Annotated in this window: 15 protein-coding genes; 8 read left to right on the top strand and 7 right to left on the bottom strand. The window is 53.5% G+C overall.

The genetic code is table 11. The features are described from left to right. Positions 1 to 141 precede the first annotated feature (141 nt). A complete protein-coding gene (locus ABLV75_RS21035; protein WP_017144973.1) occupies positions 142 to 2,532 on the top strand; it encodes a glucose/quinate/shikimate family membrane-bound PQQ-dependent dehydrogenase in 2,391 nt (796 codons plus the stop codon). A 92-nt stretch (positions 2,533 to 2,624) separates the two neighbouring features. Here the strand turns inward: ABLV75_RS21035 and ABLV75_RS21030 are convergent, their stop codons facing one another. Then, complete coding sequence (locus ABLV75_RS21030; protein WP_017144974.1) at positions 2,625 to 3,149, bottom strand: hypothetical protein; 525 nt, start codon at positions 3,147 to 3,149, stop codon at positions 2,625 to 2,627. Positions 3,150 to 3,274: 125 nt separating this feature from the next. After that, entirely contained in the window at positions 3,275 to 4,879 is a 1,605-nt protein-coding gene (cueO, locus tag ABLV75_RS21025; RefSeq protein ID WP_017144975.1) for a multicopper oxidase CueO, read from the bottom strand. 146 nt (positions 4,880 to 5,025) lie between these two features. On the opposite strand from cueO, the gene ABLV75_RS21020 reads away from it, so the two are divergent. From ABLV75_RS21020 to speD, 5 genes are all read left to right on the top strand, one after another. Further along, positions 5,026 to 5,373 carry a YacC family pilotin-like protein gene (locus ABLV75_RS21020; RefSeq protein ID WP_004872121.1) on the top strand — a complete coding sequence of 116 codons (348 nt, stop codon included), beginning with the start codon at positions 5,026 to 5,028 and terminating at the stop codon, positions 5,371 to 5,373. A gap of 257 nt (positions 5,374 to 5,630) precedes the next feature. Then, a complete protein-coding gene (locus ABLV75_RS21015) occupies positions 5,631 to 6,050 on the top strand; it encodes a hypothetical protein (RefSeq protein ID WP_024273732.1) in 420 nt (139 codons plus the stop codon). Beyond that, positions 6,047 to 7,741 (top strand): FKBP-type peptidyl-prolyl cis-trans isomerase N-terminal domain-containing protein, encoded by a 1,695-nt coding sequence (locus ABLV75_RS21010; protein WP_017144976.1) that lies wholly within the window; start codon positions 6,047 to 6,049, stop codon positions 7,739 to 7,741. The genes ABLV75_RS21015 and ABLV75_RS21010 overlap by 4 nt, the downstream gene beginning before the upstream one ends. A gap of 164 nt (positions 7,742 to 7,905) precedes the next feature. After that, positions 7,906 to 8,769 (top strand): polyamine aminopropyltransferase, encoded by an 864-nt coding sequence (speE, locus tag ABLV75_RS21005; protein WP_004108060.1) that lies wholly within the window; start codon positions 7,906 to 7,908, stop codon positions 8,767 to 8,769. A 14-nt stretch (positions 8,770 to 8,783) separates the two neighbouring features. Next, positions 8,784 to 9,578, top strand: coding sequence for an adenosylmethionine decarboxylase (gene speD, locus ABLV75_RS21000; RefSeq protein ID WP_004108061.1), 795 nt, complete (start codon positions 8,784 to 8,786; stop codon positions 9,576 to 9,578). Positions 9,579 to 9,609: 31 nt separating this feature from the next. Here speD and yacL read toward each other — a convergent pair whose 3' ends face one another. Then, a complete protein-coding gene (gene yacL, locus ABLV75_RS20995; RefSeq protein WP_004108063.1) occupies positions 9,610 to 9,972 on the bottom strand; it encodes a protein YacL in 363 nt (120 codons plus the stop codon). A 175-nt stretch (positions 9,973 to 10,147) separates the two neighbouring features. Then, positions 10,148 to 12,745 carry a bifunctional aconitate hydratase 2/2-methylisocitrate dehydratase gene (acnB, locus tag ABLV75_RS20990; RefSeq protein WP_004108065.1) on the bottom strand — a complete coding sequence of 866 codons (2,598 nt, stop codon included), beginning with the start codon at positions 12,743 to 12,745 and terminating at the stop codon, positions 10,148 to 10,150. Between the two features lie 356 nt (positions 12,746 to 13,101). On the opposite strand from acnB, the gene ABLV75_RS20985 reads away from it, so the two are divergent. Both ABLV75_RS20985 and ABLV75_RS20980 read left to right on the top strand, forming a co-directional pair. Continuing rightward, a complete protein-coding gene (locus ABLV75_RS20985) occupies positions 13,102 to 14,694 on the top strand; it encodes a DUF3300 domain-containing protein (RefSeq protein WP_195440221.1) in 1,593 nt (530 codons plus the stop codon). A 10-nt stretch (positions 14,695 to 14,704) separates the two neighbouring features. Further along, complete coding sequence (locus ABLV75_RS20980; RefSeq protein WP_004108074.1) at positions 14,705 to 15,505, top strand: DUF2950 family protein; 801 nt, start codon at positions 14,705 to 14,707, stop codon at positions 15,503 to 15,505. Positions 15,506 to 15,553: 48 nt separating this feature from the next. Here the strand turns inward: ABLV75_RS20980 and ABLV75_RS20975 are convergent, their stop codons facing one another. The 3 genes from ABLV75_RS20975 to aceF form a co-directional block, all read right to left on the bottom strand. After that, positions 15,554 to 15,838, bottom strand: a complete 285-nt coding sequence (locus tag ABLV75_RS20975; protein ID WP_004108075.1) for a hypothetical protein — start codon at positions 15,836 to 15,838, stop codon at positions 15,554 to 15,556. A 162-nt stretch (positions 15,839 to 16,000) separates the two neighbouring features. Then, the gene (gene lpdA, locus ABLV75_RS20970) at positions 16,001 to 17,425 is read right to left on the bottom strand and encodes a dihydrolipoyl dehydrogenase (RefSeq protein ID WP_004098637.1); all 1,425 of its coding nucleotides are present in this window, start codon (positions 17,423 to 17,425) and stop codon (positions 16,001 to 16,003) included. Positions 17,426 to 17,632: 207 nt separating this feature from the next. Continuing rightward, positions 17,633 to 19,122 (bottom strand): pyruvate dehydrogenase complex dihydrolipoyllysine-residue acetyltransferase (gene aceF, locus ABLV75_RS20965; protein ID WP_348855134.1); only part of this gene is annotated, 1,490 nt, incomplete at its 5' end.

Raw genomic sequence — 19,122 nt, 5'->3', positions numbered from 1 at the left:
CCGGCAAGCCACGCAGTATACCAGCAAAAAGAAATATGCGATGCAGTGATTAATAAAGCCCATTTTGTGATTCCGATCACACTTGTTAAATCCTATAATTAATTGCAGGTAAAAAATTAACAATCAAACGAGTGTCTTTCTATGGCAGAAACAAAATCTCAACAATCACGGCTACTCGTGACGCTGACGGCTCTTTTTGCAGCGTTCTGTGGCCTCTATCTTTTAGCGGGCGGAGCCTGGCTGGTCGCCCTCGGCGGCTCCTGGTACTACCCTATCGCAGGTCTGGTGATGCTGGGCGTCACCGTCCTCCTGTTCCGCGGTAAGCGCTCTGCGCTTTGGCTCTACGCCGCGCTGCTGCTTGCCACGATGATTTGGGGCGTCTGGGAGGTTGGCTTTGACTTCTGGGCGCTGACCCCACGCAGCGACATTCTGGTCTTCTTCGGCATCTGGCTGATTCTTCCTTTTGTCTGGCGTCGCCTGCCGACTCCTTCCGCTGGCGCCGTTGCCGGGCTGGTCGTCGCCCTGCTGATTAGCGGCGGCATTCTCACCTGGGCCGGCTTCAACGACCCGCAGGAAGTCAACGGTACGCTGAGAGCGGATGCAACGCCAGCAGCGCCTATTTCCGACGTTGCCGATGGCGACTGGTCAGCGTATGGCCGTAATCAGGAAGGACAGCGTTACTCGCCGCTGAAGCAGATCAACGCCGATAACGTGAAGAATCTGAAAGAAGCCTGGGTCTTCCGTACGGGCGATCTCAAGCAGCCTAACGATCCGGGCGAAATTACCAACGAAGTTACGCCGATTAAAGTGGGCGACACGCTCTATCTGTGTACTGCCCACCAGCGCCTGTTCGCGCTTAATGCGGCCACCGGTAAAGAAAAATGGCATTTCGATCCGCAGCTCAACGCCGATCCCTCTTTCCAGCACGTGACCTGCCGCGGCGTTTCATATCATGAAGCCAGAGCGGACAATGCGCCGGCAGATGTGGTTGCCGACTGCCCGCGCCGTATTATTCTACCGGTCAACGATGGCCGCCTGTTCGCCATCAATGCCGAAACCGGTAAGCTGTGTGAATCCTTTGCTAATAAAGGCATTCTCAATCTGCAAACCAACATGCCTGTCACTACGCCGGGTATGTATGAACCGACTTCACCGCCGATTATTACTGATAAAACGATCGTTATCGCCGGCGCCGTGACCGATAACTTCTCGACCCGCGAGCCTTCTGGCGTTATCCGCGGCTTTGATGTGAATACCGGTAAGCTGCTGTGGGCCTTTGATCCGGGTGCGAAAGATCCCAACGCGATTCCGAGTGATGAACATCATTTCACACTGAATTCACCTAACTCCTGGGCGCCAGCCGCCTATGATGCGAAGCTGGATTTGGTCTACCTGCCTATGGGCGTGACCACCCCGGATATCTGGGGCGGCAACCGTACGCCAGAACAGGAACGCTATGCCAGCTCCATCGTGGCGCTAAACGCCACCACCGGTAAACTGGCGTGGAGCTACCAGACCGTGCACCACGATCTGTGGGATATGGATATGCCGTCGCAGCCGACGCTGGCGGACATCGACGTCAACGGTAAAACCGTACCGGTAATTTACGCTCCGGCAAAAACCGGTAATATTTTTGTCCTCGATCGCCGTAACGGTGAGCTGGTTGTCCCGGCACCGGAAAAACCGGTTCCGCAAGGGGCGGCGAAAGGTGACTACGTCTCAAAAACTCAGCCGTTCTCCGATCTGAGCTTCCGCCCGAAAAAAGACCTGAGCGGCGCGGATATGTGGGGCGCCACCATGTTTGACCAGCTGGTGTGCCGGGTTATCTTCCATCAGCTGCGCTATGAAGGCATCTTCACCCCGCCGTCAGAACAAGGAACTCTGGTGTTCCCGGGTAATCTGGGGATGTTCGAATGGGGCGGTATCTCCGTCGATCCGAACCGCCAGGTGGCGATTGCTAACCCAATGGCGCTGCCGTTTGTGTCAAAACTGATCCCGCGCGGCCCCGGCAACCCGATGGAGCAGCCGAAAGACGCCAAAGGTTCCGGTACTGAAGCAGGTATTCAGCCACAGTACGGCGTTCCCTACGGCGTTACGCTAAACCCGTTCCTGTCACCGTTTGGTCTGCCTTGCAAACAGCCGGCCTGGGGCTATATCTCCGCGCTGGATTTAAAAACCAACGAAGTGGTGTGGAAAAAACGTATCGGTACCCCGCAGGATAGCCTGCCGTTCCCGATGCCGATTAAACTTCCGTTCACCATGGGTATGCCGATGCTGGGCGGCCCTATTTCTACGGCAGGCAATGTGCTGTTTATCGGCGCGACCGCAGATAACTACCTGCGCGCGTACAATATGAGCAACGGTGAAAAATTATGGCAGGCCCGTCTGCCGGCGGGCGGCCAGGCGACGCCGATGACCTATGAAGTGAATGGCAAGCAGTACGTTGTCATCTCTGCGGGCGGTCACGGTTCGTTTGGCACGAAGATGGGCGACTATATCGTCGCTTACGCTCTGCCGGACGACGCGAAGTAATTCCGCTTTGCCTTCTGAGGCCCTTCCCTTGTCTTAGAGACAGGAAATAAAAAAACGCCCTTTACGGGCGTTTTTTTCAGTCGAGACCAGAGTTACTTCGCGAACTGCAGGGAAAGCAAAGAGGCTTTTGCCGCTTCCTGATACTGTTCAACTAAATCTTTGGTCATATTAAACGTCATCTGCACCGCCTTATTATCCTGCGATGTGATTAACATCATATTGAGAATTTCAATATCCGCAGCCTGCGAATAGAAGGTGAGTAACCACCCCTTATGACCATCAACGGTAACGGCCTCGGCCTGCGGTTTTAAACTCTCCAGCATCTTAAGCATCATCTCTTTAAATGCATCGAGCTTCTCCGCTGGTAACGGATTGCGCCCTGCGGTAACCCCCAGCGATGCTTTGCCTTTCTCATCGCCATAAATGACCTGTGGACGGTTTTCGGAAGGGTATTTGAGCTTTGCCATCTCTTCAGACATTGGCGTCAGCCCCTCGGGGATTTCAACACTAAGCTTTAAATCGGGTATGTCCTTACGTTCCATCGTCATCCCGGCATGTGCGGAAAGCGTAACAAATAGCGCCAGCGATGCGGCAATCACTTTGCGGTAAATATCCATTTCAACCTCGTTGATTATTAAGCAATCGCGACAGTATATGCGTGATTTTATAAATCAACACCCTCGGTAAGGACTTTAAGAAAAGTGCCCGCCCGCCGCGCAGGGCGAACGAGCAGGAAACGTCCTCAGGCAGTCGTAAAGGCCAACATCATTCCCGTATCTTCATGTTCCAGCAGATGGCAGTGCGCCATATAGGCAAACTCCTTCGGGGCATCATGGTCAAATTTCACCAGTACTTCACTCACTGCGCCTTCCACCCGAACGGTGTCTTTCCAGCCGCTGCGATGCGCTGCAGGCGCCTTGCCGTTTTCAGATAAAATACGGAACTGGGTACCGTGGATATGAAACGGATGCAGCATCATGTCGCCCTTACCGGAAATCACCCACCGCTCATACTGCCCTTTCGCCGCCGCAAATATGGGGACATTCATATCAAATGCTTTCCCGTTGATGCGGTTAGCGTTATGGAAATCAAAATCCTTATTACCGTGCTTCATCTGCGTCATGCCGCCATGATTCATATGTTCCATGTCGCCGTGGTTCATAGTGTTCATATTCCCCATCTCGCCATGGTTCATCATCGCGCCGTGGTCCATTCCGGACATCGCCTGATCGCCGTATTTTTGCATCAGCGCCTGCATGCCCATCATATCAAGCATCGGATCCATAGAGAGCTGCAGCGTACGCTGGGTTAGCCCTTGTAAGGAAGGTAGCGCTGGCATGGCGGCAAGGACATCCGGCAGCTTACCGGAAGCCGGAATCGTCAGCGGCTGAACGCGTAATACTGGCTGCGGTTTATCGAATGGCGTAATAGCCATACCCATCTGACTCACCGGCAGCGTTATCAGATCAAAGGGTTTACCGTCCGTCGTATCCACCAGCACTTCAAACCGTTCCCCCATCAGCACCGGCAGCTCGTTAACTTTTACCGGCTCAGCAAGCAGACCGCCATCGCTTGCCACGACGTACATGGGCCGCTTATCGCTGGTAGAGAAATTTAAAGAACGCGCGTTGCAGCCGTTAAGCAGACGCAAACGCAGCCAGCCGCGAGGAGCGGCATGCTCCGGATAAAGCGCGCCGTTGGTCAGCAGCGTATCGCCAAACCAGCCAACGGCGGCGCTCATGATATCGAGCTGGTAGTCAATCTGGCCTTCCGGGGTGAATTTCTTATCCTGCACGATCACCGGCACATCATCGATTCCCCACTGCTTTGGCAAGAGCAGCTTTTCACTTTCTGCATCAGAAATGAGCACCAGACCGGCCAGCCCCATCGCCACCTGTCTGCCGGTTTTACCGTGTTGATGAGGGTGGAACCAACAGGTCGCCGCCCGCTGCGTTGGCGTAAACGTCACGGTACGGGAACCTCCTGCGGGAATCACCCCCTGAGGGCCACCGTCAACGACGCCGGAAACCTCCAGACCGTGCCAGTGCACGGTAGTCTCCTCCGCCAGACGATTATGAATATCGATGGTTGCCGCCTCGCCTTGCTTAAGCTGCAGGGCCGGCCCCAGCAGGCTACCGTTGTAGCCCCAGGTCGTCGCCAGGTGAGAGCCGAACTGCGTTTTTCCGGCCTGAATGATTAAGGAGATGCGATTGCGCGCGTCAGCCATCAGCAGTTCCGGCACGGGCAAAGAGGGACGACCGGCAGCCAAAACCGCGCGGCTCCAGAGCGGCAATGCGCTGGCTACGCTGACCGCAGCGGTTAATTTAAGAAATTCACGACGTTGCATTTTTCACATCCTTTTATTCTGCAGGTGAATAAATGAGCTTAAACCCTCCACCAACGGGAAGGTCAAGCGGAAGAGTAAGAATAAAGCTCAGCGTAGTGTAAAGAAGTATGCTAACTTTGTTTGTCAGTGATTCAATGGTAGAAAAAATGAAGACGCTTTTCAGAACAATAGTGCTTGGCAGCCTGCTTACTCTCTCCGCCAATAGCTATGCATTAAGCGAGTCCGAAGCGGAAGATATGGCTGATTTGACGGCGGTATTCGTCTTTCTGAAGAACGATTGCGGTTATCAAAATCTGCCTAACACGCAGATTCGTCGCGCTCTGGTGTTCTTTGCTCAGCAGAACCAGTGGGATTTAAGCAACTACGACAGCTTCAATATGAAAGCCCTGGGCGAGGATAGCTATCGGGATCTCAGCGGAATCAAAATTCCTACCACCAAAAAATGTAAAGCGCTGGCTCGCGACTCGCTAAGCCTGCTCGCCTACGTGAAATAATCACGCTTCTGATTTAACAAGTTTAATAGCCGTTTAAATACGGCTATTGCGTTATTAGTAATAGCAATTCACTTTACAGCGACGACTAATTCATATCTCAATTCAAAAACCTCACCGATAATTCATTAAGTGTTTAACTAATTAATAAAATTAATACTAATAAACCATAAAAAAAACAGCAGCCATATTATTGCAATCTCCTTTTTTGCACATTATTATCGCCCGATAACGACCCTTTTTATCAATGGAATGAAACCTTGAACATATCCTTATTTACCCGCATAGCACCTCTGGCCGTCATTTTATTAGTAGGTTGTCAATCAACACAATCCCGACAATCCGCCAGATTAATGAAACCTTTACCTGACGCGACATTAAATCAACAGCAAACTGAACAGCAGAGAATTGCCGAGGAGCAAGCGCGCATTGAGACTTGCCGTAAAGCGCTGGAGTCACTGAAAGAGGTGAATCCAAAGCAGGCAGCTAAATTAGGGAATGATTTCACCGCCCTGCTCAACGCCGCATCTCAATATAATTCTGTGCGCAGCAAAGTTGCAGAGCCAACTAAACAGGGTATCGACTCCATGTACCAGTTCAAATCAATCAAGCTATGCGCGGATATTGAAAAGGAACTGATCGATAGTCTGGTTAAACGCGGTGAAAATGTTCAGCCATGAACGGAAAAATAGCTATTAACTTCAATTCGATATCGCTGGCAGCAGCGCTTGTGCTGGCGCTGTCGCCATCACCCGACGCTCGCGCGGAAAAAGAGGCGCTGATACATGTTACGGCAAATTCGAATAGTGACGCGTCAGGGCCGGCATTCTTAAATTACGCTAAAGAGCAGCAGGCTCAGAAAGATCGCGCGCCTGCGAAGTCCGTTGAAGAAAAAAACGCTATTACGCAAACAACGAATAAAAAAAACGAACAGAAAATCACTGAACTTTCACGCCAGGCTGCAATAATTGCTCAAAAAGATAAAATCATCCGGCAACTTCGACAACAGCTTTCAGCAAAGCCAGCTACGGTTTATGCCGTACAGGACAATCAAAAAGATCTGACGGATAAAATTCGCCAGCTTGAGAAAGCATTAACGGTTGCCGTAGCAGAAAAACAACGCTTAATAGACAAAGAGCTCTCCGCCGCCGCTGAAATGAAACAGAAACTGGGGCAGCTCAATGCCACGGAAAATAAAATTCTGCTACAGGAAAAAAAGCTAGCTTCTGCGGAATCAGCGAAACAAAAGCTTGAATCACTGCTAACGGAAGCCGCCGCTGAAAAGCAAACGCTGTTAAAGAAGCTCGCGGCTGAGGAAAAACAACAGCAAGATATCGCCTCTAAGCTTGCTGCCGCTGCATCAGACAAGCAAGCGCTCGCTGCAAAGCTCGTCGCCGCAGAAACCGCACAGCGGGAACTCAAAACAAAACTGGATGCGGGAGAAACCGGCCGGCAAGCGCTGGCGGCGAAACTTGCTGCCGCAGTAGCGGAAAAGCAGGATTTGGCGGTAAAACTGGCGGCCACGGGGGTAGAAAACCGGGCGCTCACGGCAAAACTGGACTCCTTCACCATCAGCAGGCAGCAGTCAGCGCCTCAGGAAAATGCGGTCAGCCCGCAGGCAGATGAAAACAACGCCCTGCTGCAGGCCAGCGCTGATGAGATAAGCCAGCTAAAGGCCCGGCTTGCTGATGCCGAGACGAAATCAGGTAAAAACCCGGCGGCTATCGATCTTACCAGAGAGCCTCAGCAGCAGGCTTACTCTGTCGGCGTATCGATGGGCGAGGAGGCGCTAAAAGTGTTGTCCACCCGCAGTTCACAGGGCATAAAAATCAGTAAAGATACCGTTCTGCAGGGCATTCTGGATTCCTTTTCAGGGAAAATCGCCCTCGACGAGAAAGCGCGCAATAAGGCTCTGTTCGATGTGTCGAAAAAGGTCTTTCAGCATCTGCATAAGATAGAACAGCAGATGGTTAACGAAGGGAAAAAATACCAACAAAAATTCGCGAAACAAAAAGGTGTGGTATTTAAAGATGGGGTATACAGCCGTATCGACTATGCCGGCGAAGGTAAGATCCTCGACAGCGATACCGTCACCGTAACCATCAAGGAGACGCTAATCGATGGAACCGTTATTAACGACATGGAAGCGGAAGGCAAAGTCTGGTCTCAGACCCTAAAATCCTATCCTCCTGTCTTCCTCGGGCCAATAAAGCGCCTGGGGAACCACGGTTCTATTACGGTGGTTATCCCTCCTGAACTCGCCTATGGTAGCGAAGGCCGGCCACCCAAAATCCCGCCCGGAGCGACCATGGTGTATTCAGTCAGAATCGTAGACGCCACGGCGGCACAACCCCAGGCTAAAAACCCCTGATCCTCACGCCTCCTGACAGGGAGGCGTGTTTCCCTTTTCTTGAAAGGTTATGCCCCACGCTTCATTTGCTGAAATATCCACCGTGCATCATCTTCTATAGTTGGCTATGATGTTGCGCTCATTTTTAATGGGTGTAACAGGTGTTAACAAAGGAGGATCTGCCCGTGGCCGATAGCAATCTGTGGCATGAAACGCTGCACGACCATTTTGGTCAGTATTTCAGCGTTGATAACGTACTGTATCATGAGAAAACCGATCATCAGGATTTAATCATATTCGAAAACGCTGCCTTTGGCCGCGTGATGGCGCTGGATGGCGTAGTGCAAACCACCGAACGTGATGAGTTTATCTATCATGAAATGATGACCCATGTTCCTTTGATGGCCCACGGCCAGGCGAAACATGTATTAATCATCGGCGGCGGCGATGGCGCAATGCTGCGCGAAGTCTCCCGTCATCGCAACATCGAAACCATCACCATGGTTGAAATTGACGCGGGCGTAGTTTCATTCTGCCGCCAGTATCTCCCTAATCATAATGCTGGCGCGTACGATGACCCGCGCTTTACGCTGGTTATTGACGATGGCGTCAATTTTGTTAATCAAACCGCGCAAACGTTTGACGTCATTATCTCCGACTGCACCGATCCTATCGGTCCCGGCGAGAGCCTGTTCACTTCCGCCTTTTACGAAGGCTGCAAACGCTGCCTCAATCCAGGAGGAATCTTCGTTGCTCAGAACGGCGTTAGTTTCCTGCAGCAGGATGAAGCCGTCGATAGCCATCGTAAGCTCAGCCATTACTTTGGTGATGTAAGCTTCTATCAGGCGGCGATCCCAACCTATTACGGCGGCATCATGACCTTCGCGTGGGCCACGGACAATGAAGCCCTGCGCCATCTTTCCAGTGAAATCATCCAGGCCCGTTTTCACAAGTCAAACCTGAAGTGTCGCTATTACAACCCGGCAATTCACGCGGCGGCATTTGCTTTACCGCAATATTTACTGGATGCGCTATCCACCGTTAAGTAAGGGGGTGATCTAAATTGAAAAAATTGAAGCTGCACGGCTTTAACAATCTGACCAAAAGCCTGAGTTTTTGCATTTATGATATCTGCTACGCAAAAACGGCAGAGGAGCGCGATGGCTACATCGCCTATATTGATGAACTCTATAACGCCAACCGCCTGACGGAAATTTTGTCGGAGACCTGTTCGATTATCGGCGCCAATATTCTTAACATTGCCCGTCAGGATTATGAACCTCAGGGCGCCAGCGTGACTATTCTGGTCAGCGAAGAGCCGATCGACCCGCAGCTCATCGATCAGACGGAACACCCGGGCCCGCTACCGGAAACCGTCGTGGCGCATCTCGATAAAAGCCATATTTGCGTTCACACTTACCCGGAAAGCCATCCTGAAGGCGGGCTGTGCACCTTCCGCGCCGATATTGAAGTCTCAACCTGCGGAGTCATTTCGCCGCTGAAAGCCCTGAACTATCTGATTCACCAGCTTGAATCCGATATCGTCACCATCGATTACCGCGTTCGCGGCTTCACCCGTGATGTGAACGGTATGAAGCACTTCATCGATCATGAAATCAACTCCATTCAAAACTTCATGTCCGAGGATATTAAATCTTTGTATGACATGGTGGACGTGAACGTTTATCAGGAAAATATTTTCCATACCAAGATGTTGCTGAAGGAGTTCGACCTTAAGCACTACATGTTTCACACCAGGCCGGAAGATTTAACGGAAGAAGAGCGCAGGGTCATCACCGATCGGCTCTGGAAAGAGATGCGCGAAATTTACTACGCAAGAAATATTCCGGCGGTGTAACGCCCGGCGGAGCACGGAGGCTCCGCCAGACTTAGCGCTGCTGCATAAACTCCCGGTAGGCAGCAACGACCTGCAAAAAATCTTCAACGCCGCAGAGCGAGAGGCTTTCTTCGTCATAGTAGCTCATCCCCTCTTCTATCTCATCGCCGGAAAAATCCAGCTGATTAGCGCGGATCATCACTTCTTCGCCATCCAGCCATAGCGTGTATTCATGGCCGGCACGTTGCCAGGAACGTTCGCTGCCTTTAATGGTACGCGCAGCCTGCTCTACTTCATCCAGCAGGGCAAGGTTGCCTTTAACCTCCTCGTTGAACCAGTGGCCGAGCGCCTCATGGTCCATCGACATTCGCACCTTTACCACTCCGGTAATATCGCGCAGAAATTCGTAATCCATAGTCTTTTCCTCTGCAAGGGCAGTACGTCACCGCTGCACTGTACCCATAACGTCATTATCGCAGCAGTCAGAGAGAAAAAAAGCGTCGCGGACGGAGGGATTGGAAATAAAAATGCCCGGTGATGCAATGTTCACCGGGCATTGAAGGGATTATGTACAACGCTGACTTATTGCGTTATACCGCGGTCTGGAAAATCACCCCATCAGCCTTCTCAGTATACTGACCCAGCTGATCGAAGTTCAGGTAGCGGTAGGTATCCGCCGCGGTTTTATCCACCTGAGCAACGTAGGTCTGATACTCTTCCGGTGTCGGTAGCTTACCAATCAGCGCCGCAACGGCCGCCAGCTCCGCAGAAGCCAGGAAGACGTTAGCGCCGGTACCTAAACGGTTCGGGAAGTTACGGGTTGAGGTTGAAACCACCGTCGCACCGTCGGCAACGCGCGCCTGGTTACCCATACACAGGGAGCAGCCAGGAATTTCAATACGCGCACCGCTCTTACCGAACACGCTGTAGTAGCCTTCTTCAGTCAGCTGCGCAGCATCCATACGGGTTGGCGGCGCCACCCACAGGCGAGTCGGCAGTTGGCCTTTGTGGCTGTCCAGCAGCTTACCGGCCGCGCGGAAGTGGCCAATGTTGGTCATGCAGGAACCGATAAAGACTTCATCGATCTTCTCACCCTGCACGTCGGACAGCAGACGCGCATCGTCCGGATCGTTCGGCGCGCAGAGGATAGGCTCTTTGATATCGGCCAGATCGATCTCGATCACCGCCGCATATTCTGCATCCGCATCGCCTTCCAGCAGCTGCGGATCGGCCAGCCATTTTTCCATGCCCTGAACGCGACGCTCCAGCGTACGACGATCGCCGTAACCTTCGGCGATCATCCACTTCAGCAGGACGATATTGGAGGTCAGATATTCAACAATCGGCTCTTTGTTCAGCTTGATGGTACAGCCGGCAGCAGAACGCTCGGCGGAGGCATCGGTCAGCTCAAACGCCTGCTCGACCTTCAGATCCGGCAGACCTTCAATTTCCAGAATGCGGCCAGAGAAGATGTTTTTCTTCCCTTTCTTCTCAACGGTCAGCAGACCTTGTTTGATTGCGTACAGCGGGATCGCATGCACCAGATCGCGCAGAGTGATACCCGGCTGCATTTTGCCTTTAAAGCGAACCAGTACTGATTCCGGCATATCCAGCGGCATAACGCCAGTTGCTGCGGCAAACGCCACCAGACCGGAGCCCGCCGGGAAAGAGATACCAATCGGGAAACGGGTATGCGAGTCACCGCCGGTGCCCACGGTATCCGGCAGCAGCATACGGTTCAGCCAGGAGTGGATAACGCCATCGCCCGGACGCAGCGATACGCCGCCGCGGTTCATAATGAAGTCCGGCAGCGTATGGTGCGTTGTCACGTCAACCGGCTTCGGATACGCAGCGGTGTGGCAGAAGGACTGCATCACCAGGTCGGCAGAGAAGCCCAGGCATGCCAGGTCTTTCAGCTCATCACGGGTCATTGGCCCAGTGGTGTCCTGAGAGCCTACGGAGGTCATCTTCGGTTCGCAATAAGCGCCCGGACGGACGCCGGCAACGCCGCAGGCGCGGCCAACCATTTTCTGCGCCAGCGAGTATCCGCGGCTGCTTTCCGCTACATCTTTCGCCTGACGGAAAACATCGCTGTGCGGCAGACCCAGCGCTTCACGCGCTTTGGTGGTCAGGCCGCGACCGATAATCAGCGGAATACGGCCACCGGCGCGGACTTCGTCGATCAGCACGTCGGTTTTCAGCTCGAAGTTCGCCAGCAGCTCGCCGGTTTCGTGGTTACGCACTTCGCCTTTGAACGGATAAACGTCGATGACGTCGCCCATATTCAGACGGTTTACGTCAACTTCAATCGGCAGCGCGCCAGCATCTTCCATGGTGTTGAAGAAGATAGGCGCAATTTTGCCGCCGAGAACCAGACCGCCGCCGCGTTTGTTCGGCACGTTCGGAATATCGTCGCCCATAAACCACAGCACCGAGTTGGTGGCGGATTTACGCGATGAGCCGGTACCGACGACATCACCAACGTAGGCCAGCGGGAAGCCTTTTTGCTGCAGGGCTTCAATTTGCTTAATCGGGCCAACGACGCCAGGCTGATCCGGGTCGATACCTTCACGGGCGTTTTTCAGCATCGCCAGCGCGTGCAGCGGGATATCCGGACGGGACCAGGCATCAGGAGCCGGGGACAGGTCATCAGTATTGGTTTCACCGGTCACTTTAAAAACGGTCACGGTGATTTTATCGGCCAGCTGAGGACGGCTCAGGAACCACTCAGCGTCTGCCCAGGATTGCATCACCTGTTTGGCATATGCGTTGCCCGCTTTGGCTTTCTCTTCTACGTCGTAGAAATTATCAAACATCAGCAGGGTGTGGGACAGCGCTTTGGCGGCAATCGGCGCCAGCTTTGCGTCGTCGAGCGCGTCAATCAGGGGATGAATATTGTAACCGCCCTGCATGGTGCCCAGCAGTTCGATAGCTTTTTCAGGGGTAACCAGTGGGGAGGTCGCTTCGCCTTTAGCGATCGCGGCAAGGAATCCGGCTTTAACATAGGCGGCTTCGTCGACGCCTGGCGGTACGCGGTTAATTAACAGGTCTAACAGGAATTCTTCTTCACCCGCAGGCGGGTTTTTCAGCAGTTCTACCAGCGCGGCCATTTGGGTTGCATCTAAGGGTTTGGCAACAATCCCCTCGGCGGCACGCTCAGCTACGTGCTTACGGTATTCTTCTAGCACGACGGTTCTCCTCGCTCTCATTGTAAAATGCGGTAGGCGATTCTCTTCACGCTCCTGTGAGACAGCAGTTTGTAGGGTAAATGCCCGATACCGCGTCGGCAGCATAGCAGGATTTTGGCGGGGTGTTAATCTGTTTACAAAAAAGCAACATTAAAAATTAGCTGAATCGTTAAGGGCAGAATATTGCAGGTTTTATGTCAGTTTAGCGGAAGATAAAATTAATTCTGTTACACATAACTGACCACAATCCCAACAAAAATCAAAAACGCAAATGCGCCCTCCTTAATACTCAGGCACTTCTCCGTCGTTCGACAATAGCCAGTCGAAACGGGCCAACTTTTGTGTCGGGAGTACTCATGACGCTGCCTTTCAAACCCCACGTGCTCGCCCTGCTTTGCAGCGCCGGGCTACTCGCCGCCGCGGGTACGCTGTATGTAAAAAGCCGGGAACCGCAAACCGCTGCCGAGCCCCCTGCCGTTACGCAGACGGCTCAGGCAACCGCCGCCGCTCAGCCGGTGACTACCGCCTTGACTCCCGCGCAGATAGATCAGTGGGTCGCGCCGATTGCGCTCTATCCCGACAATCTACTGTCACAGGTGCTAATGGCTTCGACTTATCCGGGCAACGTCGTGCAGGCGGTGCAGTGGTCGCAGGATCATCCGACGATGAAAGGCGATTCGGCGGTACAGGCGGTGGCAAATCAGCCCTGGGATCCCAGCGTAAAATCGCTGGTCGCCTTCCCCGCTCTGCTGGCGTTAATGGGGGAAAACCCGCCATGGGTGGAAAACCTGGGGAACGCATTTCTTGCCCAACCTCAGGACGTAATGGACTCGGTGCAGCGCTTACGCGCCATTGCCCGGCAAACCGGAACGTTAAAATCCACGCCGCAGCAGAAAATCATTACCGCCACCAGCTCCGCGGTTCCGTCAACGTCAACGACCACCGCTTCCCGCAGTAGCAGCGCCGTCACCTCCTCCGCCCCGGCGCCAGTGATTATTAAGATCGAATCCACCGATCCGAATGTCGTGTATGTGCCGGCCTATAATCCCTCGGTGGTTTATGGCGCCTGGCCTGACGCGGCCTATCCACCGGTCTACCTGCCGCCGCCTCCCGGCGAGCAGTTCACCAATAGCTTTGTAAAAGGTTTTGGTTTTAGCCTCGGCGTCGCCACCACCTACGCCTTATTCAGCAATATCGACTGGGATGACAATGACCATCATCATGATGACGATCATCACCATCACGATGATGATCATCACGACGGCTACTCGCACAACGGCGATAGCATCCATATCAACGTGAATAATTTCAACCATATCACCGGGCAAAACCTGCCGGGGAATCATGCCAGCTGGCAGCATAATCCCACCTGGCGCGGTAATATTCCGTACCCAAACGACAACATTGCGCAGCAATTCCATCAGACCACTGTTCCCGGTGGGCTGAGCGCGACCCGACATCAGCCAGTCGATCGCAACGCACAGCGTCAGGCTGCAATGACTCAGCTGCAGCAGCGTACCGGCCCGGCGTCAGCAGCAGGTCACTCGAACGCACATGCGCCTTACCGCGATGCCCAGCGTCAGGCCGCATCGCAGCAGCTGCATCAGCTGACCCAGCGCAATAACTATCGCGGCTATGACCAGGCGCAGGCGGTTAATCATAGCGCCGTACAACCGCAACATCGGGAAGCGCTAAAAACGCAAATCCAGACTTCCACAGGGCAGCAGCAGCGCCGCGAACAGTTGCGGACCGCAACGCCCGAGCAACGCCAGCAGAAGCTAAATGACCTCCACGTCAATGCACTCAGCGGTAACGACATCCGCTCTCCCGACTGGCAGTTGCAGCGGGAACGCGGCCTGCAGAGCCGTCATATCTCAGGTTTAAACAGCGAGCAGCGCAGCGCGGTCAGAGAGCACTTATCCGCCCATCGTGAACTGCGCCATCGCTGAGGATACGCAAATGAAAAAATTATTAAAAATGACGCTGCTGGCCCTGGCCCTGACGCCCGGCATGGCGCTAGCTCAGCAGCAGTTTTCCTCCCCTGATGAGGCCGCAAGCGCGCTGGCTGAGGCAATCGGCAGGCATGATGAATCTGCTCTCAACGAGCTGCTCGGCGATAGCTGGCAGCAATTTTTACCGCCGGATGGCATCGACCCTGACGCCGTCGCTCGCTTTCAGCGTGACTGGAAGGTTGGCCACCGTATCGTTCTGCAGGAAAATACCGCCTGGCTGGAGGTAGGCCGGACAGAGTGGCGTCTGCCGATACCCATCATCAAAGATAACGATGGCTGGCATTTTGATATGGCCGCGGCTGAAGATGAGATTCTCACGCGCGCAATTGGTCGTAATGAACTGTCAGCCATTCAGGCTATGCACGCTTACGTTGACGCTCAGCAGGATTTTTATCAGTTAAACCACGCCTGGGCGCAGAAGATTATCAGCAGCGACGGCAAGAAGGATGGGCTCTACTGGCCCGTCGCGCCGGGAGAGGCAGCCAGCCCGTTAGGGCCGGCCTTCAGCCCCGTTGAACCCGGGGAGGGCTATCATGGCTATCGTTTCCGTATTATCAAAGATGGGGGCAATCATGGCGTCGCCCTGCTGGCATGGCCCGCGACATGGGGGAAAACCGGCATCATGAGCTTTATGGTCAACCAGGATGATCGCGTTTATCAGACTAATTTAGGTGAAGAAACGCCGAACAAGGCGCAGGCCATTTCTCAGTTTTCACCTGATAATGGCTGGCAGGCCATCGATCAGTAAAAAAGCCCGGCGCGCGATAACGCCGCCGGGCCATATCGCCGTGATGAGTTAGCCCTGATGAGGCATCAGAGACGGGTCGCCCGCAAAAGCCGGTTTAGTGCTGCTCAACGCCGCTTCGTCAGCGCTGATGCTACCGGAATTCGCCGCCCACACGCCTTCGCGAGTCTTCGTAATCTGCTGATGCTGCATATTTAAATCCTGGCCCATAGCCGCAATATGCGTACTTTCAGTACCGCCGCTGTTATCAGCCCAGGGGATAACGGCATCAGCTGCGCAGGCCATGCCCGAAACTAAGGTTGCTGCCAACAGCGTCGTCGTTAAAAATCTTTTCATCACACACCTCACATATAGTTAATTAGCTATAAGTTTATAGAGTTACTATTTTTCAAGTATTAATAAGGTATGCAATTTTATTAACAGCGACACAGTTCTAAACATCAGGCATAAAAAAAGCGGCTCACTGAGCCGCTTCTTCATTTTGCCTGAAAGAAAAACTTACTTTTTCTTCGCTTTCGCGTTCGGCAGGTCGGTGATGCTACCTTCGAAGACTTCCGCAGCCAGGCCAACGGACTCGTGCAGAGTCGGGTGAGCATGGATAGTCAGCGCGATGTCTTCAGCGTCACAGCCCATTTCAATCGCCAGACCGATTTCACCCAGCAGCTCGCCGCCGTTGGTGCCGACAATCGCCCCGCCGATAACGCGATGAGATTCTTTGTCGAAAATCAGTTTGGTCATACCGTCAGCGCAGTCAGAAGCGATAGCGCGGCCAGAAGCCGCCCACGGGAAGGTGGCGGTTTCATAGCTGATACCTTTCTCTTTCGCTTCTTTCTCTGTCAGACCAACCCATGCAACTTCTGGTTCGGTATAAGCGATAGACGGGATAACTTTCGGGTCGAAGTAGTGCTTCATACCGGCGATAACTTCTGCGGCAACGTGGCCTTCGTGAACGCCTTTGTGCGCCAGCATCGGCTGACCAACGATATCGCCGATCGCGAAGATGTGCGGCACGTTAGTGCGCAGCTGTTTGTCGACGCGGATAAAGCCACGCTCGTCAACTTCAACGCCTGCTTTACCGGCATCGAGGTTTTTACCGTTCGGCACGCGGCCGATAGCGACCAGAACGGCATCGTAGCGCTGCGCTTCCGCCGGGGCTTTTTTGCCTTCCATGGAAACGTAGATACCGTCTTCTTTCGCTTCAACGGCGGTCACTTTAGTTTCCAGCATCAGGTTGAATTTCTTGCTGATACGCTTGGTGAAGACTTTCACCACGTCTTTATCGGCAGCCGGGATAACCTGGTCGAACATTTCAACCACGTCAATCTCTGAACCCAGCGCGTGATATACGGTGCCCATTTCCAGACCGATGATACCGCCGCCCATAACCAGCAGACGTTTTGGTACGGTTTTCAGCTCCAGCGCATCGGTGGAGTCCCATACGCGCGGATCTTCATGCGGAATGAACGGCAGTTCAATCGGACGGGAACCCGCCGCGATGATAGCGTTGTCGAAGTTGATCACGGTTTTGCCGTTTTCGCCTTCCACTTCCAGGGTGTTAGCGCCGGTAAATTTACCCAGGCCGTTAACCACCTTCACTTTACGACCTTTGGCCATGCCAGCCAGACCACCGGTCAGCTGAGTGATGACTTTTTCTTTCCAGGTGCGAATCTTGTCAATGTCGGTTTTCGGCTCACCGAAAACGATGCCGTGTTCGGCCAGCGCTTTCGCTTCTTCGATAACTTTTGCAACGTGCAGCAGTGCTTTAGAAGGGATACAGCCGACGTTCAGGCATACACCGCCGAGGGTGCTGTAACGTTCTACGATGACGGTTTCCAGACCTAAATCAGCGCAACGGAAGGCAGCAGAATAACCTGCGGGACCTGCCCCAAGTACCACGACCTGAGTTTTGATTTCAGTACTCATCATGACCTCTGTAATTTGTATCCGGCGGGTCTGACGCTATAGTTTTTACGCCCATGTCCACCGGGACGTTCTATCCGCAAGCATTTTACAAAATTGTTAACAATTTTGAAACAACAAACGGCAAACGATTTTGTCCTTTATTGCTGGTAACTTCAAAACGCAGAAGAGATTACCAGAAAAAAGCCGGCCGTCAGGCCGGCTTTTCGCTTACATCACCAGGCGGCGAATGTCGCTCAGCATATTGTTGATGATGGTGATAAAGCGCGCACCATCAGCACCGTCGATCACGCGGTGGTCGAAGGACAGAGAGATCGGCATCATCAGACGCGGAACAAACTCTTTACCATTCCACACCGGCTCCATCGCGGACTTGGACACGCCGAGGATAGCCACTTCCGGCGCGTTAACGATCGGCGCGAAGTGGGTGGTACCCAGGCCGCCGATGCTGGAGATAGTGAAGCAACCGCCCTGCATTTCGCCAGCGGTCAGCTTACCATCACGCGCTTTCTTAGAAATCACGGTCAGTTCACGAGACAGCTCGGTTACGCTCTTCTTGTTCACATCTTTAAAGACCGGAACCACCAGGCCATTCGGGGTATCAACCGCCACACCGATGTTGATGTATTTCTTCAGCGTCAGACGCTGGCCATCTTCAGACAGCGAGCTGTTGAAGCGCGGCATTTGCTCAAGCGCAGCGGCAACGGCTTTCATGATGAAGACAACCGGAGTGAATTTCACGTCCAGTTTACGCTTCTCAGCTTCGGCGTTCTGCTGTTTACGGAACGCTTCCAGATCGGTGATATCGGTTTTGTCGAAGTGAGTAACGTGCGGGATCATCACCCAGTTACGGCTCAGGTTAGCACCAGAGATTTTCTGAATGCGGCCCAGTTCAACTTCTTCCACTTCACCAAACTTGCTGAAGTCCACTTTCGGCCACGGCAGCATGCCCGGGATACCGCCACCGGTTGCCGCAGGCGCAGCTTCAGCGCGTTTAACCGCTTCTTTCACGTAAGCCTGAACGTCTTCGCGCAGGATACGGCCTTTGCGACCCGTACCTTTCACTTTCGCCAGGTTGACGCCGAACTCGCGCGCCAGGCGACGAATCAGCGGCGTTGCATGAACGTACGCGTCGTTTTCAGCGAACTCAGATTTGCCTTCCGCTTTAGCAGCAGGAGCTGCAGCAGGTTTCGCCGCCTGAGCCGGAGCTGCCGCAGGTGCAGCGGCTTCTTGCTTAGCCGGAGCCGCTGCAGGCGCTGCGCCTTCCACTTCGAAGACCATAATCAGGGAGCCGGTTGAGACTTTGTCGCCGGTGCTGATTTTGATCTCTTTCACGGTGCCCGCAAACGGCGCCGGAACTTCCATAGAGGCTTTATCGCCTTCTACGGTGATCAGCGACTGTTCAGCGGCAATCTTATCGCCCACTTTAACCATCACTTCAGTGACTTCAACTTCATCACCGCCGATATCCGGAACGTGAACTTCTTTAGAACCCGAAGCTGCCGGTGCAGCAGCAGCCGGAGCGGCTTCCGCTTTTGCCGGAGCTGCGGCAGGCGCTGCGCCCGCTACTTCGAAGATCATGATCAGAGAGCCGGTTGAGACTTTATCGCCGGTGTTAATCTTGATCTCTTTCACGGTACCCGCGAACGGCGCCGGAACTTCCATAGAGGCTTTATCGCCTTCTACGGTGATCAGCGACT

It is taken from the genome of Klebsiella sp. CN_Kp066, assembly GCF_040065135.1.
Classification (GTDB): Bacteria; Pseudomonadota; Gammaproteobacteria; order Enterobacterales; family Enterobacteriaceae; genus Klebsiella; species Klebsiella oxytoca.
This window is presented reverse-complemented; position numbering and strand designations above follow the sequence as displayed.

Excerpts from the sequence above, each read along its gene's own strand:
- ABLV75_RS21035 (WP_017144973.1), top strand. The coding sequence starts at position 142 with ATGGCAGAAACAAAATCTCAACAATCACGGCTACTCGTGACGCTGACG.
- ABLV75_RS21030 (WP_017144974.1), bottom strand. The coding sequence starts at position 3,149 with ATGGATATTTACCGCAAAGTGATTGCCGCATCGCTGGCGCTATTTGTT.
- cueO (WP_017144975.1), bottom strand. The coding sequence starts at position 4,879 with ATGCAACGTCGTGAATTTCTTAAATTAACCGCTGCGGTCAGCGTAGCC.
- ABLV75_RS21020 (WP_004872121.1), top strand. The coding sequence starts at position 5,026 with ATGAAGACGCTTTTCAGAACAATAGTGCTTGGCAGCCTGCTTACTCTC.
- ABLV75_RS21010 (WP_017144976.1), top strand. The coding sequence starts at position 6,047 with ATGAACGGAAAAATAGCTATTAACTTCAATTCGATATCGCTGGCAGCA.
- yacL (WP_004108063.1), bottom strand. The coding sequence starts at position 9,972 with ATGGATTACGAATTTCTGCGCGATATTACCGGAGTGGTAAAGGTGCGA.
- ABLV75_RS20985 (WP_195440221.1), top strand. The coding sequence starts at position 13,102 with ATGACGCTGCCTTTCAAACCCCACGTGCTCGCCCTGCTTTGCAGCGCC.
- ABLV75_RS20980 (WP_004108074.1), top strand. The coding sequence starts at position 14,705 with ATGAAAAAATTATTAAAAATGACGCTGCTGGCCCTGGCCCTGACGCCC.
- ABLV75_RS20975 (WP_004108075.1), bottom strand. The coding sequence starts at position 15,838 with ATGAAAAGATTTTTAACGACGACGCTGTTGGCAGCAACCTTAGTTTCG.
- lpdA (WP_004098637.1), bottom strand. The coding sequence starts at position 17,425 with ATGAGTACTGAAATCAAAACTCAGGTCGTGGTACTTGGGGCAGGTCCC.